The organism is Frederiksenia canicola, assembly GCF_011455495.1.
GTDB lineage: Bacteria > Pseudomonadota > Gammaproteobacteria > Enterobacterales > Pasteurellaceae > Frederiksenia > Frederiksenia canicola.
This window is the reverse complement of sequence record NZ_CP015029.1, coordinates 1,781,832-1,795,805: the sequence shown is the minus strand read 5'-3', so window position 1 is coordinate 1,795,805 and position 13,974 is coordinate 1,781,832. Positions and strand designations below refer to the sequence as shown.

Annotated in this window: 9 protein-coding genes; 5 read left to right on the top strand and 4 right to left on the bottom strand. The window is 43.4% G+C overall.

Features of this window, described 5'->3' with window-relative positions:
* Nucleotides 1-55: 55 nt before the first annotated feature.
* Together A4G17_RS08645 and A4G17_RS08640 are read right to left on the bottom strand one after the other, a co-directional pair.
* Nucleotides 56-2,092, bottom strand: a complete 2,037-nt coding sequence (locus A4G17_RS08645; protein WP_123955987.1) for an ABC transporter permease — start codon at nucleotides 2,090-2,092, stop codon at nucleotides 56-58.
* Between the two features lie 145 nt (nucleotides 2,093-2,237).
* The gene (locus tag A4G17_RS08640) at nucleotides 2,238-3,272 is read right to left on the bottom strand and encodes an ABC transporter substrate-binding protein (RefSeq protein WP_123955988.1); all 1,035 of its coding nucleotides are present in this window, start codon (nucleotides 3,270-3,272) and stop codon (nucleotides 2,238-2,240) included.
* 220 nt (nucleotides 3,273-3,492) lie between these two features.
* Between A4G17_RS08640 and A4G17_RS08635 the strand changes: the two genes are divergently transcribed.
* Nucleotides 3,493-3,849: a hypothetical protein gene (locus A4G17_RS08635; RefSeq protein ID WP_123955989.1), complete on the top strand. Its 357-nt coding sequence runs from the start codon at nucleotides 3,493-3,495 to the stop codon at nucleotides 3,847-3,849.
* A gap of 131 nt (nucleotides 3,850-3,980) precedes the next feature.
* Here A4G17_RS08635 and purH read toward each other — a convergent pair whose 3' ends face one another.
* On the bottom strand, nucleotides 3,981-5,582 hold the full coding sequence (gene purH, locus A4G17_RS08630; protein ID WP_123955990.1) for a bifunctional phosphoribosylaminoimidazolecarboxamide formyltransferase/IMP cyclohydrolase: 1,602 nt from the start codon (nucleotides 5,580-5,582) through the stop codon (nucleotides 3,981-3,983).
* Between the two features lie 252 nt (nucleotides 5,583-5,834).
* Between purH and A4G17_RS08625 the strand changes: the two genes are divergently transcribed.
* The 4 genes from A4G17_RS08625 (at nucleotide 5,835) to glmU (ending at nucleotide 12,238) form a co-directional block, all read left to right on the top strand.
* A complete protein-coding gene (locus A4G17_RS08625) occupies nucleotides 5,835-6,419 on the top strand; it encodes a TetR/AcrR family transcriptional regulator (RefSeq protein ID WP_236941003.1) in 585 nt (194 codons plus the stop codon).
* 21 nt (nucleotides 6,420-6,440) lie between these two features.
* A complete protein-coding gene (locus A4G17_RS08620; protein ID WP_123955991.1) occupies nucleotides 6,441-7,628 on the top strand; it encodes an efflux RND transporter periplasmic adaptor subunit in 1,188 nt (395 codons plus the stop codon).
* A gap of 12 nt (nucleotides 7,629-7,640) precedes the next feature.
* A complete protein-coding gene (locus tag A4G17_RS08615; protein ID WP_123955992.1) occupies nucleotides 7,641-10,730 on the top strand; it encodes an efflux RND transporter permease subunit in 3,090 nt (1,029 codons plus the stop codon).
* A gap of 143 nt (nucleotides 10,731-10,873) precedes the next feature.
* Nucleotides 10,874-12,238, top strand: a complete 1,365-nt coding sequence (glmU, locus tag A4G17_RS08610; protein WP_123955993.1) for a bifunctional UDP-N-acetylglucosamine diphosphorylase/glucosamine-1-phosphate N-acetyltransferase GlmU — start codon at nucleotides 10,874-10,876, stop codon at nucleotides 12,236-12,238.
* Between the two features lie 74 nt (nucleotides 12,239-12,312).
* On the opposite strand, the gene A4G17_RS08605 is transcribed toward glmU, so the two are convergent.
* Nucleotides 12,313-13,965: a putative transporter gene (locus A4G17_RS08605; RefSeq protein ID WP_123955994.1), complete on the bottom strand. Its 1,653-nt coding sequence runs from the start codon at nucleotides 13,963-13,965 to the stop codon at nucleotides 12,313-12,315.
* Nucleotides 13,966-13,974 lie beyond the last annotated feature (9 nt).

Sequence of the window (13,974 nt, the reverse complement as noted above, 5' to 3'; positions counted from 1 at the left end):
GTTGTCTGAACTGACCGCTTGTCCTCACCCAAATGGGCAAACAACATTGAGGTTGCTAACTCGATTGTTTTGCTTTGGATTTCGCAATACGAGTTTCGCCAACTAACCAGTCAAACAAGAAAATAATTGACATCATTACCACAATCAGAATTGAACCGTATGCAATCGCAATGCCATATTCACCGTCTTCTACTCGATTTAAAATATAAGAGGTTGCCACGCGTGTATCGGCGGTGACTAAGAATACGATGGCACTTACCGTTGTCATTGCACGAACGAAACTGGTCACCAAGGCAGAGAGCAAGGCAGGTTTCAGCAAAGGTAACACAATGAAACACATTGTTTTAAATGAGCCGGCTTTCAATGAGAGTGAGGCTTCGTCGAGAGATTTATCTAATTGTCCAAGCCCAGCAATGGCTGCTCGCATACCCACAGGCATGTTTCGCATTACCATGGAAAGGATAATGATGATCCCTGTACCCGTCAGATAAATCGGTGCATTGTTAAAAGCAATAATGTACGACACACCAGCAACCGTTCCTGGGACCGCGAAGCAAAGTAGTGTGAGAAATTCGAGTGTTTTCTTGCCTTTGAATTGACGGCGAACGGTAATGTAAGCGATCAATAGTCCAAAAAGTGCAGTAATAGGTGCAGCACTTGCTGCAAAAATGACCGTTTGAATAAGCGAAGGCCACGCACCGTCGCTAAACCCTTGTCCAAATAAGGCAATGTAGTTTTTGAGCGTTAAGGTGTAATCCACCCCCCAGTTGACGGTGAAACTGCCATAGAAAATGCTGCCGTAGAGTACAAGGTTAAATAACACCCAGCTGCCCAAGCTACACATAATGAACCATTTGAGTCCGTTTGGCAGTTCTTGAACTTCGCCACGGTAAGATTTGCCAGAGACGGTCACATAGGAACGGTTACCTATCCAGAGATACTGCACGACAAAGATGGCTAGTGAGAAAATCAACAAGATGGTTCCTAACGTACTTGCGGAAGCATAGTCTAATTGCGAGCCTGCGATGTAGAAATAAATTTGAGTCGCGATAACATCGAAACTGCCCCCAAGTACAAGTGGGGTACTGAAATCTGCAAGGGATTGAATCACAACCACTAAGAAAGAGTTTGCTAATGCGGGCTTTAATAGAGGGAAGATAATATAAGCAAAGGCTTGGTAGCGGTTAGACCGCAAGGTATAAGCGGCTTCTTCTACAGAAGGGTGAATCGATTTTAATGCACCTTCTAAAATCATAAAAGACATCGGGGTCAGAGCAAGCGTGTGGGCAATCACAATTCCCGTAAATCCATAGAGCCAGTTACTGCTAAAGCCTAAATATTCAACTAAAAACGCAGTCACATAACCAGAGCGTCCAAGCATTAAGGTCACGCCTAATCCAACCACGAAAGGGGGAGTCACAATCGGTAAAATGGAGAAGATCTTGCCAATAAATGCGGTACGTTTTGCAATGCGGGTTGTATATAGGGCGAACATTAAGCCGAATAGGGTAGAAAGAATACCTACGGTTGCCGCAACACTTAATGAATTGCCAATGACTCGGATGACATAAGGTTGTTGAATAATTTTCAAGACTTGGCTTGGAACAAACTCACTGCCGTCAAAGAACATGGAAATAAAAATCGCCACTGTAGGATAGACGATGAAAAAGAAAATTAACAAGATAATGCTAATTAAAGAGGCGATGATAAAACGATCGCCTTGCATGATTTTAAGCGTTGCAAGTGCATTTGTTGCAATCCCAATCAGAGCCACAATCAGAAAGAGCGTTGAATAACCCAGAGCAATTTTGCCAATGATGGCGGAAATAAAGACAAATACAAAAAGTAATGTAACACCGACTAATTCTAATTTAGCACGAGCGGTGTTTTGATGATTTGGTAATAGGAAAGCAAGTAAGGGCAAAAACCATGCCCAAGTGATATTGAAACTAGCCCACCCCATGGCTGAAAAAAGTTCATCAGAGGTTGACTCAAACAGTCCATAATCTAATGCTTTTGTTGGGAGGAGTGCAAAGGCAATTAACGCAATAGCAACCCAAAATGGTGGACGTTGGAAAACAGATGCTGACATGACATAAAAATCCATATTTAGTGGGAAAGTAAAATGAACTGCATTTGTGGATGGTACACAGTACATATTTACCAGAATACAAGCGGTCAGATTATATAAAAATTTTGCAAATGAGGGCAGTTTAACACTGCCCTAATATTCACGATTAATTCGCTAATTTTACTTCACTGACCCATTTTTCAATTAAACGTTTACGTTCATCACTTGAGCCATATTTTTCAAAATCGTAGTTGATAAGGTTCAACTTGGTTGGATCTTGTGAATAAGGCGATGGCTGTGCAGTGGTATTGGTCAATACTTGGAAAGATTCTGCTTTTTGCCAAGAGAGTTCTTGTGCTTCTTTTGATAAGGCCCAATCAACGAATAATTTCGCGTTATCCAAATTTCTCGCCCCTTTTAAAATACTCACACCTCCCAGTTCATACCCTGTGCCTTCGCTTGGTACGATCATCTCAATATTTGCCCCATTTTTCTTTTCAACCGAATAATCGTGTAAGAAGCCGATACCGATTGCCGTTTCCCCACGAGCGGTATTACGGGAAGGCGTAATGCCCGATTTGGTATATTGGGACACATTTTTGTGTAGTTTTTTGAAGTATTCAAACGCTTTGTCTTCACCCCAAAGTTGTACAAAGGTGGCGATGGCCGTATAAGCGGTACCAGAACTTTGTGGGTCTGCAATTTGAATTTCGCCAGCAAGGCGTGGGTCAAGTAAGTCTTCCCAAGAGGAAGGCACTTTTTCAATACCAAGTTTTTTCAACCGATCAAGATTCACACCATAGCCTAAAATCCCCATATAAACGACAGAGCTGTAATTGCCTTTTATTTTGGCAGGATCACGGAATTTCTCGATAATTTGTGTCAAATTTGGTGATTGATAAGGCTGAAGCAAGCCCATTTCACCCGCTTGCGATTGCGGATCGAGTGTGCCGCCATACCATACATCCGCTTGCGGATTATTTTTTTCCGCTTCAACTTTCGCCAGCGTACTGCCAGAACCGTTACGAATAAAAGACACTTTAACGTCATATTTTTCGCTAAAGGCTTTTGTTTCTTGTTCACAGAAAAGGTTTGTGGCACTGCAATAAACCACTAAACGTCCAGCCGCATTTGCTGAAGTAGCTAACACGGAACCTAATAGAAGTGTAGAGAGTGTGAGAGAAAGTGCTTTTAATTTCATAATAATTCCTTGTTTTATATGGAAAAAACGAAGTTACTATAACGAATTTTTGCAAGCAAGACTGTGAAGTAGTTCACAAATCGAAAAATTTTAAAAAAATTTCAAATTCTTTGTAAGAAAGCAAAAGTTGCCTAGACAAATGCAAAGCCAATGAGGCAATTCAGATTACCAACAGTATAAGTTGGACTAAAAGAAAAAATAAAAACGAAGGAGCTTAAAAATGAAAAAATCAATGTTTGTTGCGTTACTTGGTGTATTTGCAATGAGTGCATCAGTACAAGCAGACGACCATAAAATGGCAATGGATGGTATGAAACCGTGTATGGAAATGAAAGACGGTAAGTGTGTCAAAGAGGAGATGAAAATGTCGGACATGAAATCAGACAAGATGATGACTGCCGACAAAAAAATGGGTGACGCTAAAATGCATTCAGATCACACAATGAAAAAAGGTGAGATGATGAAAAATGACAATATGATGAAATCAGACGATAAAATGATGCACTCGCATGAGATGATGAAATCAGATGACATGATGGCGAAACCTGAAATGAAAGGCGAAATGATGAAAAAATAGTCTTTCATGACCAGTTACAAGTATAGGGTCAGTTTTTCCTCCGATTTGCAAAACTTTTGCATGAACTGACCGCTTGTAAGTAAAAAATGGTAGGCCAAAAGCCTACCATTTTTTTTATATCTGAAAATTAATTAATGACGGAAGTGACGCATTCCCGTCAATACCATCGCCATGCCGTGTTCGTTAGCGGCATCGATCACTTCTTGGTCACGCATTGAGCCACCTGGGTGGATCACACAAGTAATGCCTACTTTCGCGGCGGCATCAATGCCATCACGGAATGGGAAGAACGCGTCAGATGCCATCACGCAACCCGCGACTTGCAAGCCTTCATCTTCGGCTTTGATACCTGCGATTTTGGCGGAATAAACACGGCTCATTTGCCCCGCCCCGATGCCAATCGTCTGTTTGTTTTTCGCATAGACAATCGCATTCGATTTCACGTATTTCGCCACTTTCCAGCAGAATAACAAATCTTCCATTTCTTCTTTAGTTGGCTTACGTTCGCTAACAAATTCTAAATCTTCCACCCCAATTGGTTCTTGGTCGGCATCTTGCACGAGTAAGCCGCCATTGACTCGTTTGTAATCTAAACGATGCGGTGGTAACCAGCTAAATTCGCCACATTCCAACACCCGCACGTTTTTCTTCTTAGCAAGGGCTTGTTTTGCGGCTTCGGAAATGGTCGGGGCGATGATGACTTCCACAAATTGACGCTCGGCAATGGTTTGAGCCGTTTCGCCGTCGAGCTCTCGGTTAAATGCAATAATGCCACCGAAAGCTGAAGTGGGGTCGGTTTGGTAAGCACGGTTGTAGGCCTCCAAAATATTTTCACCTAACGCCACACCGCAAGGGTTGGCGTGTTTTACTATCACACACGCAGGCTCTTGGAACTCTTTCACACATTCAAGGGCAGCATCAGTATCGGCAATATTATTGTAGGATAACGCTTTGCCTTGTAACTGTTTTGCTGTTGCGACACTTGCTTCGCTGAGTTCATTTTCTACATAGAACGCCGCATTTTGGTGGCTGTTTTCACCATAACGCATCGTCTGTTTGCGGGTGAAATTGAGATTTAAGGTGCGAGGGAATTGCCCGCAAGGTTGGGTTAAATCTTCTTCATCAGCCCCTTGATAAGCAGGCACAAGCTGTCCGAAGTAGTTGGCAATCATTGAATCGTATTGAGCGGTATGTTCAAAGGCTTTGATGGCGAGATCGAAACGCGTTGCCAACGTTAAGGAATTTTGATGCTGATCCATTTCGGCCAAAATTGCATTGAAATCGTTATTATTGACCACAATCGCCACATCTTTATGGTTTTTTGCTGCAGAACGCACCATTGTTGGCCCGCCGATGTCGATATTTTCCACGGCATCTTCAAGACTGCAATCTGGTTTGGCGACTGTTGCAGCAAACGGATAGAGATTGACCACCACCATATCAATGCGTTCAATGCCGTGTTTGCTCATCACTGCATCATCAGTGCCACGACGCCCTAAGATCCCGCCGTGTACTTTCGGGTGCAACGTTTTGACCCGTCCGTCCATCATTTCAGGGAAGCCGGTATAGTCCGATACTTCCGTAACGGGCAAGCCACGGTCGGCCAGTAATTTGGCGGTGCCGCCAGTGGACAATAATTTCACGCCACGCTGCACTAAACCTTGGGCAAACTCGACAATGCCAGTTTTGTCCGACACACTTAATAACGCTTGTTGAATTGGGCGATCAGCCATTGATTTTTCCTTCTTGTTAAGACTGTAAAAACGGGGCGAAATTATAACGCAAACGATTGCGTAAAATAAAGGGTAAAATGTTTCTATCAAATCTTATTTTGTCCCCATCAGCGGGCAGAATTTCTTTTTACAAGCGGTCACTTCCGAGAAAAATGTTGCAAATTTACAAAATTTGAACCTTTACTTTTTGCTTAAATGGAAAAAATCGGTAAAATGTCGCTCCAATGAACGAACGTTCAGTAAAGGAAATTGATGATGAATGCAATGACTACGCCACAAAATGAAGTGGCGTTGCGTATTTTAAAAGCCGCAGACGAGCTGATGGCAAAGGTAGGAATGCACAACATTTCAACCCACAAAATTGCTAAAGAAGCAGGCGTGTCGGTGGGAACGATTTATTTGTATTTTAAAGATAAAGATGACTTGTTGAATAAATTGGTGGTGTATCTGTTTGAAAGTTATCAGCAATATATTCAAGAACTCTATGATCCGAGACGAGATTTGTTCGAACAGTATCAGATATTTTGGCGGTTTTCCTTTGAGTTCATGCGAGAGAACCCGAATGTGCTGTCGAATTGGTATCAATATCAATCGTTACCAGGCTATCGAGAGCTGATGCAAAGTTGTATGGCTCGTGACGATCTGGTCTGGAGCCGCTTTATAAAAGCAGGTCAGACTCAAGGTATTATTGCAAATTTAGATGCACATTTAATGTTTGTGATGACGATAAAAGTCGCGTGGGAAGTAATTCAGCTGCAAGCGATGTTAGATAAAACCTATTCCGATGAGGAGATTGATCAAATCATTCAGCGGACTTGGAAAGCAATGACGATTTAATTTGTATTAAATGGAGAAAATATGACAACTGAAATGAAAAAGCCTTCTTCTGCTAAGAAATTTGGCTTTGGGCTCATTTTGATCTTGGTCGCCTTAGTGTTTGCTGGCGTAGTGGGCTTCAATATGTTTGTGTCGCACAAAAAAGCGGAATTTGCCAAAAATATGCCTGAAAAAGAAAACTTGGTTACGGTGGCAAAAGTGGAAGCAAAAGAGTGGACGCCAGCAATTGAAGCGGTAGGCTATATCCGTCCAAACCAAGGAGCAATGTTGAGCTCACAAATGAGTGGAACGGTCAGCCGCATTCTAGTGAAATCGGGCGATATGGTGAAAAAAGGCCAACTGCTAGTTGAATTAGATAGTAGTGTGGAAATGGCATCATTGCGAGCTATGGAAGCTCAGCTACCGAATGTACAAGCAAATTACGAGCGTTTCCGCCAGTTAGTGAAATCAAATAGTGCTTCTAAAGCGGAATTTGATAATGCTCAGTCTGCCTATAATCAGTTGGTAGCAAATATTGAATCAGCCAAAGCGGGCTTAAAACGCCGCCAAATTTATGCTCCTTTTGATGGTGAAGCGGGTATCGTGAAGATCAATGTCGGTCAGTACATCAACATTGGAACCGAAATGGTGCGTGTGGAAGATCGTAGCCAGATGAAAGTGAGCTTCACCTTGCCACAAACGGATTTAGAGCGTATTGCCGTTGGGCAAAAAGTGACGGTAACCGCAGATGCCGTATTAGGCGAAACCTTTGAGGCAAAAATCACTGCAATCGATCCTGCCGTGAATAAAACGACAGGCTTGGTGGATTTAGAAGCGACTGTTGAAGGCAGAGATAAACTCTATTCAGGCATGTTTGCCCGTCTACGCATTTTATTGCCAACGGAACGTAACCAAATTGTGGTGCCACAAATTGCAGTGACTTATACGATGTATGGCGAAAGTGCTTATATTTTGGTGCCGTTATCAGATGAAGAAAAAGCCAAATTTGAGGGTATAGGTAAAGATGTATCTAAACTTTTCCGTGTGAAACAGGTGGAAGTGAAAACCCTTGACCGCCGTGGAATTTATGCTCAACTCGGTTCAGGTATCAATGTCGGCGATACAATTGTCACTGGCGGTTTCCAACGTTTACGCAACAATGCCTTGGTATTAGTTTCAGATAAAGTGGGTGCAGGCACCACACAACCTGCAAAAGCTACCCGCTTGTAATTGGGGAAAGTTATGAAATTTACTGATATTTTTATTAAACGCCCCGTGCTTGCAATCAGCCTGAGTATCGTGATTGTGATTTTAGGCTTCCAAGCGATTTTCAAATTACAGGTGCGTGAATATCCTGAAATGGTCAATACTGTGGTGACGGTTTCAACGGTGTACCCAGGAGCCGATGCGGAAACCATTCAGGCATTCGTCACGTCAAAATTGGAAGAGTCCATTGCTCAAGCGGATAATATCGACTACATCACCTCTTCTAGTGCTCCGAATAGCAGTACGATCACGGTTAAAATGAGGCTAAATACGAACCCAGGCATTGCCGTTGCTGATGTCTCATCTAAAGTCAATGCGGTACGTTCACAGCTTCCTTCAGAGATCGAAGACCCAAGTATTTCTGCTTCGTCCGGCTCGTTAGATGCGATCTTGTTTGTCCGTTTTGCTTCGAAAGCGCTTTCTTCACCACAAATCACTGACTATGTGGAACGGGTGGTGAAACCACAGTTATTCACGGTGAGTGGCGTGTCGAAAATCAACGTATTCGGTGGTGCGAGCTTTGGTTTACGAATTTGGCTTGATCCCGACAAAATGGCAGGGCTTGGCTTATCGGCTCCCCAAGTGATCGGCTCACTTTCCGCCAATAACGTGCAAACTGCTGCGGGGAACACCAATGGCTACTACACGGTGTACGGCAACAAAGTGGAGTCGACCACAAGGAGTGTCGAACAGCTTGAAAATTTAGTGGTGTTAACCACACAAAGCGGTCAGCAAATCAAATTAAAAGACGTCGCCAAAGTGGAGCTGGATAAAAGTAGTGACAACTTCCGTGCGATCGTAAACGGCTCGGAGGCGGTAGTATTAGCCATTGAAGCGGCAAGTACTGCAAACTCATTGACAGTGGCCAAAAATCTTTACCCTGCGTTAGAGAAGATCAACTCGGATCTCCCAAGCACCATCGAGTCGGAAATTATGTACGACAAAACTATTGCGATTAACAGCTCGATCAATGAAGTGGTGAAAACCATTTTTGAGGCAACGGTGATCGTTTTGGTGGTCATCACGATGTTCCTTGGCTCATTCCGTGCGATGATCATTCCTGTGGTCACCATTCCGATTTCCTTGATCGGTGTGATTATGGTACTGCAAGGTTTCGGTTTTAGTTTGAACTTACTGACGCTACTTGGCTTGATTTTAGCCATTGGTTTGGTGGTGGATGATGCGATTGTGGTGCTTGAAAACGTTGATCGTCATATTAAAGAAGGTGAAACGCCATTCCGTGCAGCGATTATCGGCACCCGTGAAATTGCCGTGCCGGTTATTTCAATGACAATTACCTTAGTCGCGGTATATTCACCAATGGCATTAATGAGTGGGATTACGGGCACGCTATTTAAAGAGTTCGCCCTTACCCTTGCGGGTGCGGTCTTTATTTCAGGGATTGCCGCATTGACCTTATCGCCGATGATGTCGAGCCGTATTTTGAAAAAATCGGAAAAGCCAAGCCGCTTGGAGCATTATGTTGAAGGCTTCTTAGCCAAAATGACTTCTTGCTATGCCAATATGTTGGCGTTCGTGATCACAATGCGAAAATCAATGTTGCTATTCGCTCTGGCGATTTTCGTGTCCGTCCCGTTCTTATTTAAATCGTTACCAACAGAACTTGCTCCGTCTGAAGACCGCGGTATTGTTGTAGCAATGGGAACTGCTCCGTCGAATACCAATTTAGACTATGTGCAAGAAGTAATGACGCCTTTTGCATTAGAAACTCAAAAATTACCTGAGGTCAGTGCGACTCAAATTATGCCAGGGCTTCCGTCAAGCAGTGGTGCTTTTGCGTTAATTCCATTAGTTGATTGGAGCGAGAGAACGCGTTCACAGAAAGAAGTCATGGCAGAAGTGAGTAATATTGGTAACCAAGTTGCAGAGATGTCTGTACAGGCTTTTGCTTTCCCAGAAATTTCAACGGGTGAAAGTGGTTTACCTTTCTCTTTTGTGATCACAACTGCCGAAAATTACCGTGAGCTTGCCGAGGTTGCCCAACAGTTCTTACTTGAAGCACAGAAATCAGGTTTATTTTTCTTTACGCAACTCGATTTAAAATTCGATACGGCAGTAATGAGAATCCAGTTAGACCGTGACAAAATGGGGGTTTATGGTGTAACAGCACGGGAAATCAGTAGTACATTAGGGAGCTATTTATCAGCGGCGACATTAGCTCGAGTGGATATTGATAGCCGCCCATACAACATTATTTCACAGGTAGAGCGTAAAAATCGTTTAAATCCACAAGATCTTGGCAACTATTTTGTGACGACAAGTAATGGGCGGACGATTCCACTAAACACCTTCGTGAAAATGGAACTACAAACCCAACCAGCCAAACTCGCTCGAATGAATCAGCTTAATTCGGCAACATTAAGTGGCGTTATTTCTGGTTCAATGGGCGATACCGTTGCGTGGGCAGAAGCCAAAGCCAAAGAAGTACTGCCGTCAGGCTACCAATATGACTTTATGAGCGAAGCCCGTCAGTACAAACAAGAAGGGAATGCGTTGGCAATCACCTTCGTGTTGGCGGTGATTATGATCTACTTAGTCCTTGCGATTCAGTTCGAGTCGTGGCGTGATCCAATGGTGATTTTGGTTTCTGTACCGCTTGCGATTAGTGGTGCATTGTTGGTGCTGAATATTCTTGGCATTTTCAAAATTTCAGGATCAACACTGAACATTTACTCGCAGGTGGGGTTAATTACCTTGGTCGGTTTAATCACCAAACACGGTATTTTGATGTGTGAAGTCGCAAAAGAAGAGCAACTACACCACGGTAAAAACCGCACCGAAGCGATTTTCTATGCGGCGAAAATCCGTTTACGTCCGATTTTAATGACGACAGCGGCAATGATCGCAGGTTTAATTCCATTGCTTTACGCCACAGGGGCAGGGGCAGTGATGCGGTTTAGTATTGGTGTAGTGATTGTGGCAGGCTTGGCAATCGGCACCATCTTCACTCTGTTCGTGTTGCCAGTGATCTACACTTTCCTTGCTAGTGAACATCAACCACTGATGGAATTTGACGAAAACCAGCCACGCATTAAAGCGGAATAATGGATAAGCCATAACAAGCGGTCAGATCCTTAGTATTTTTTGCAAATTGCAAAACTTTTCTAGGATCTGACCGCTTGTTTGTTTTCGACAGAGCGATGTTTCGGTAGAATAGCCACAATTTTTTCGATTTAGAAGGACTTACAATGAACAAACTTAGCGTCGTGATTTTAGCTGCAGGCAAAGGCACTCGAATGTATTCGGATTTGCCGAAAGTGTTGCATAACATTGCAGGCAAGCCGATGGTAAAACACGTTATCGACACTGCAAAACAACTTAAGGCAGAAAATATCCATTTAATTTACGGGCACGGTGGTGAGTTACTGCAAAGCCGTTTGAAAGACGAGCCTGTCAATTGGGTACTGCAAGCAGATCAACTTGGTACAGGGCACGCAATGCAACAAGCCGCCCCATTTTTTGCGGACGATGAAAACATTGTGATGCTTTACGGCGATGCTCCTTTGATCACCAAAGAAACCTTGGAAAAATTGATTGAGGCAAAAACCGAAGGCGGTATTGGATTATTGACGGTGGTACTGGACAACCCAACGGGTTATGGTCGCATCATTCGTGAAAATGGTTCGGTCGTCGGCATTGTCGAACAAAAAGATGCCAACCCTGAGCAGCTCAAAATTCAAGAAATCAACACGGGCGTCATGGTGGCAAGCGGGGCAAGTTTCAAAAAATGGCTGGCACAGCTTGATAACAACAATGCCCAAGGTGAATACTACATTACCGATGTGATTGCGATGGCAAATCGTGATGGTTTTAATGTACAAGCCATCCAAGCTACAGATTTAATGGAAGTGGAAGGGGCGAACAACCGCTTGCAACTGGCGGCGTTAGAGCGTTATTTCCAACGTAAACAGGCAGAAAAATTGCTGTTGGCAGGCGTAACGCTCATCGATCCGAGCCGTTTTGACTTGCGTGGTACCGTTTCACACGGCAAAGATGTTGAAATTGATGTGAATGTGGTGCTAGAAGGCGACGTGAAGTTAGGTGATCGCGTGAAAATCGGGGCAGGTTCGGTGCTGAAAAATTGTGTGATCGCGGATGATGTTGAAATCAAACCATATTCCGTGATTGAAGATACCGTGATTGGTGAGGCGGCAAAAATCGGGCCGTTCTCTCGATTACGTCCAGGTACAGAATTGGCAGCGGAAACCCATGTCGGTAACTTTGTGGAAATCAAAAATGCCCAAATTGCTAAGGGGTCAAAAGTAAACCACCTTTCTTACGTGGGTGATGCGGAAGTTGGCGAAAAATGCAACATCGGGGCGGGGGTGATTACCTGTAATTACGACGGTGCAAACAAGTTCAAAACCGTGATCGGCAATGATGTATTTGTCGGCTCCGACAGCCAGCTGGTTGCTCCTGTTACCATAGCTGACGGCTCAACCATTGGGGCGGGCTCAACGGTGACCAAAGATGTTGCGGAAAATGAATTGGTTATCACCCGTGTGCCACAACGTCATATCAAAAACTGGCAGCGACCAGTGAAGAAAAAGTAGAATGCATTGAAACAACAAGCGGTCAGATCGGCAAAATATTTTGCAAATCTGACCGCTTGTGTTTTAGAGAAATACTAACTTACCGTCCACAGTAAGATGGCGAGAAGTTGCGGTAGGATAATTCGACAGAACATCACTAGTGGATATACCGTTGCATAAGAGAGGGCAGAAGCACCATTGCCTTCTTTGATTGCATTTGCAAATGCTAGAGCAGGTGGATCCGTCATTGAACCGGCGAGTAGACCGCAAAGTGTTAAATAATTCAGTTTACCGTAAATACGAGCTACAAGACCTGTGACGATAAGTGGAACAAAAGTAATTAATGCCCCGTAACAGATCCACGCTAAACCGTCATTGCTCAGTAGCGTATTTAAGAAATTGCCACCAGCTTTCCAACCCACCACAGCAAGGAAAAGTACAATACCGATTTCTCTTAGTGCAAGGTTCGCACTTGGAGGCATAAACCAATAGAGTTTACCAAAGCTACCGATTCTTGCCAAAATCAACGCCACAACAAGTGGACCGCCCGCTAAGCCCAATTTTAATGCCACAGGGAACCCTGGGATATAAATTGGAATTGAACCAAGTAATACCCCTAATCCAATCCCGATAAAGATAGGCAACATTTGAACTTGTTGTAGTTTTTGCTGGGCATTACCGATTATGTCCATAACTTGTTTGATGTCTTCTTGGCGACCAACAAGGTTCAATACGTCACCGAATTGGAGCGACATCTCTCCTGTTGGAACAAGCTCTACGCCCGCACGGTTTAGACGGGAAATCACTACATCATATTTGCCTTTTAGCATTAATTGACGAATTTTTTTGCCAAAGACTTTTTCATTGGTCACGACAGCACGTTCACTGCGATAAATGGTTCCTTTTGTACTAATTGAAACATTGACTTCTTCACCGATGATCATTTTCATTTTCGTGAGAGTGGCTTTATCTCCAACGAGATGTAGCACATCATTCAGTTGAATCTGGGTATCGACTTTAGGCACAAAAAGTTCTTCACCACGTTTTAAACGAGAGTAAACGACATCGTGTAACTCAAAATCAGGTAGCTCTTTGAGCAGTAATCCGTTCAGATTAGGATTAGTGACACGTATATTTAACGTGCTGAGTCCTTCTTTTTTACTATTTTGTGTTCGGTCAAATTGGTCAGCTTCGTGATCCACATTAATTTTGAAGATGATTCGAATTAACCACATTGTAAGCAGAATACCCACAATACCGAATGGGTAGGCAATGGCATATCCCATTCCCATTACAGCCGTATCGCTACCAAGTTCAGACAGAATTTGTTGCCCTGCACCAAGTGAAGGAGTGTTGGTTACTGCACCAGAGAAAATGCCTAGAATGACAGGAAGGGGGACGTTGAAAAGTTTATTTAATAAGAGAACTAAAATGCCACTTAAACCGACAATCATCAGGGCAAAAGCATTCAGTTTTAAGCCCGATTGACGAAGAGAGGCGAAGAAACCAGGACCGACCTGAATACCGATGGTATAAACGAATAAAATAAGCCCAAACTCTTGGATAAAATGGAGTGTGTGGGGGTCGAGTTTTACCCCGAATTCGGTCATAAAATGAGAAACAATGATTCCCCCAAATAAGACCCCACCAATACCGAGACTGACGCCTCGAACTTTAATATGCCCAATCCAAAGCCCTAATACTGCAACTAAGGATAATAGGCTAACTGTTAATGCAATTTCACTCATATAGCCTCG

Bases quoted from the DNA above. Each gene is read 5' to 3' on its own strand.
- A4G17_RS08620 (WP_123955991.1), top strand. From the start codon at position 6,441: ATGACAACTGAAATGAAAAAGCCTTCTTCTGCTAAGAAATTTGGCTTT.
- A4G17_RS08625 (WP_236941003.1), top strand. From the start codon at position 5,835: ATGATGAATGCAATGACTACGCCACAAAATGAAGTGGCGTTGCGTATT.
- A4G17_RS08615 (WP_123955992.1), top strand. From the start codon at position 7,641: ATGAAATTTACTGATATTTTTATTAAACGCCCCGTGCTTGCAATCAGC.
- A4G17_RS08605 (WP_123955994.1), bottom strand. From the start codon at position 13,965: ATGAGTGAAATTGCATTAACAGTTAGCCTATTATCCTTAGTTGCAGTA.
- A4G17_RS08645 (WP_123955987.1), bottom strand. From the start codon at position 2,092: ATGTCAGCATCTGTTTTCCAACGTCCACCATTTTGGGTTGCTATTGCG.
- glmU (WP_123955993.1), top strand. From the start codon at position 10,874: ATGAACAAACTTAGCGTCGTGATTTTAGCTGCAGGCAAAGGCACTCGA.
- A4G17_RS08640 (WP_123955988.1), bottom strand. From the start codon at position 3,272: ATGAAATTAAAAGCACTTTCTCTCACACTCTCTACACTTCTATTAGGT.
- purH (WP_123955990.1), bottom strand. From the start codon at position 5,582: ATGGCTGATCGCCCAATTCAACAAGCGTTATTAAGTGTGTCGGACAAA.
- A4G17_RS08635 (WP_123955989.1), top strand. From the start codon at position 3,493: ATGAAAAAATCAATGTTTGTTGCGTTACTTGGTGTATTTGCAATGAGT.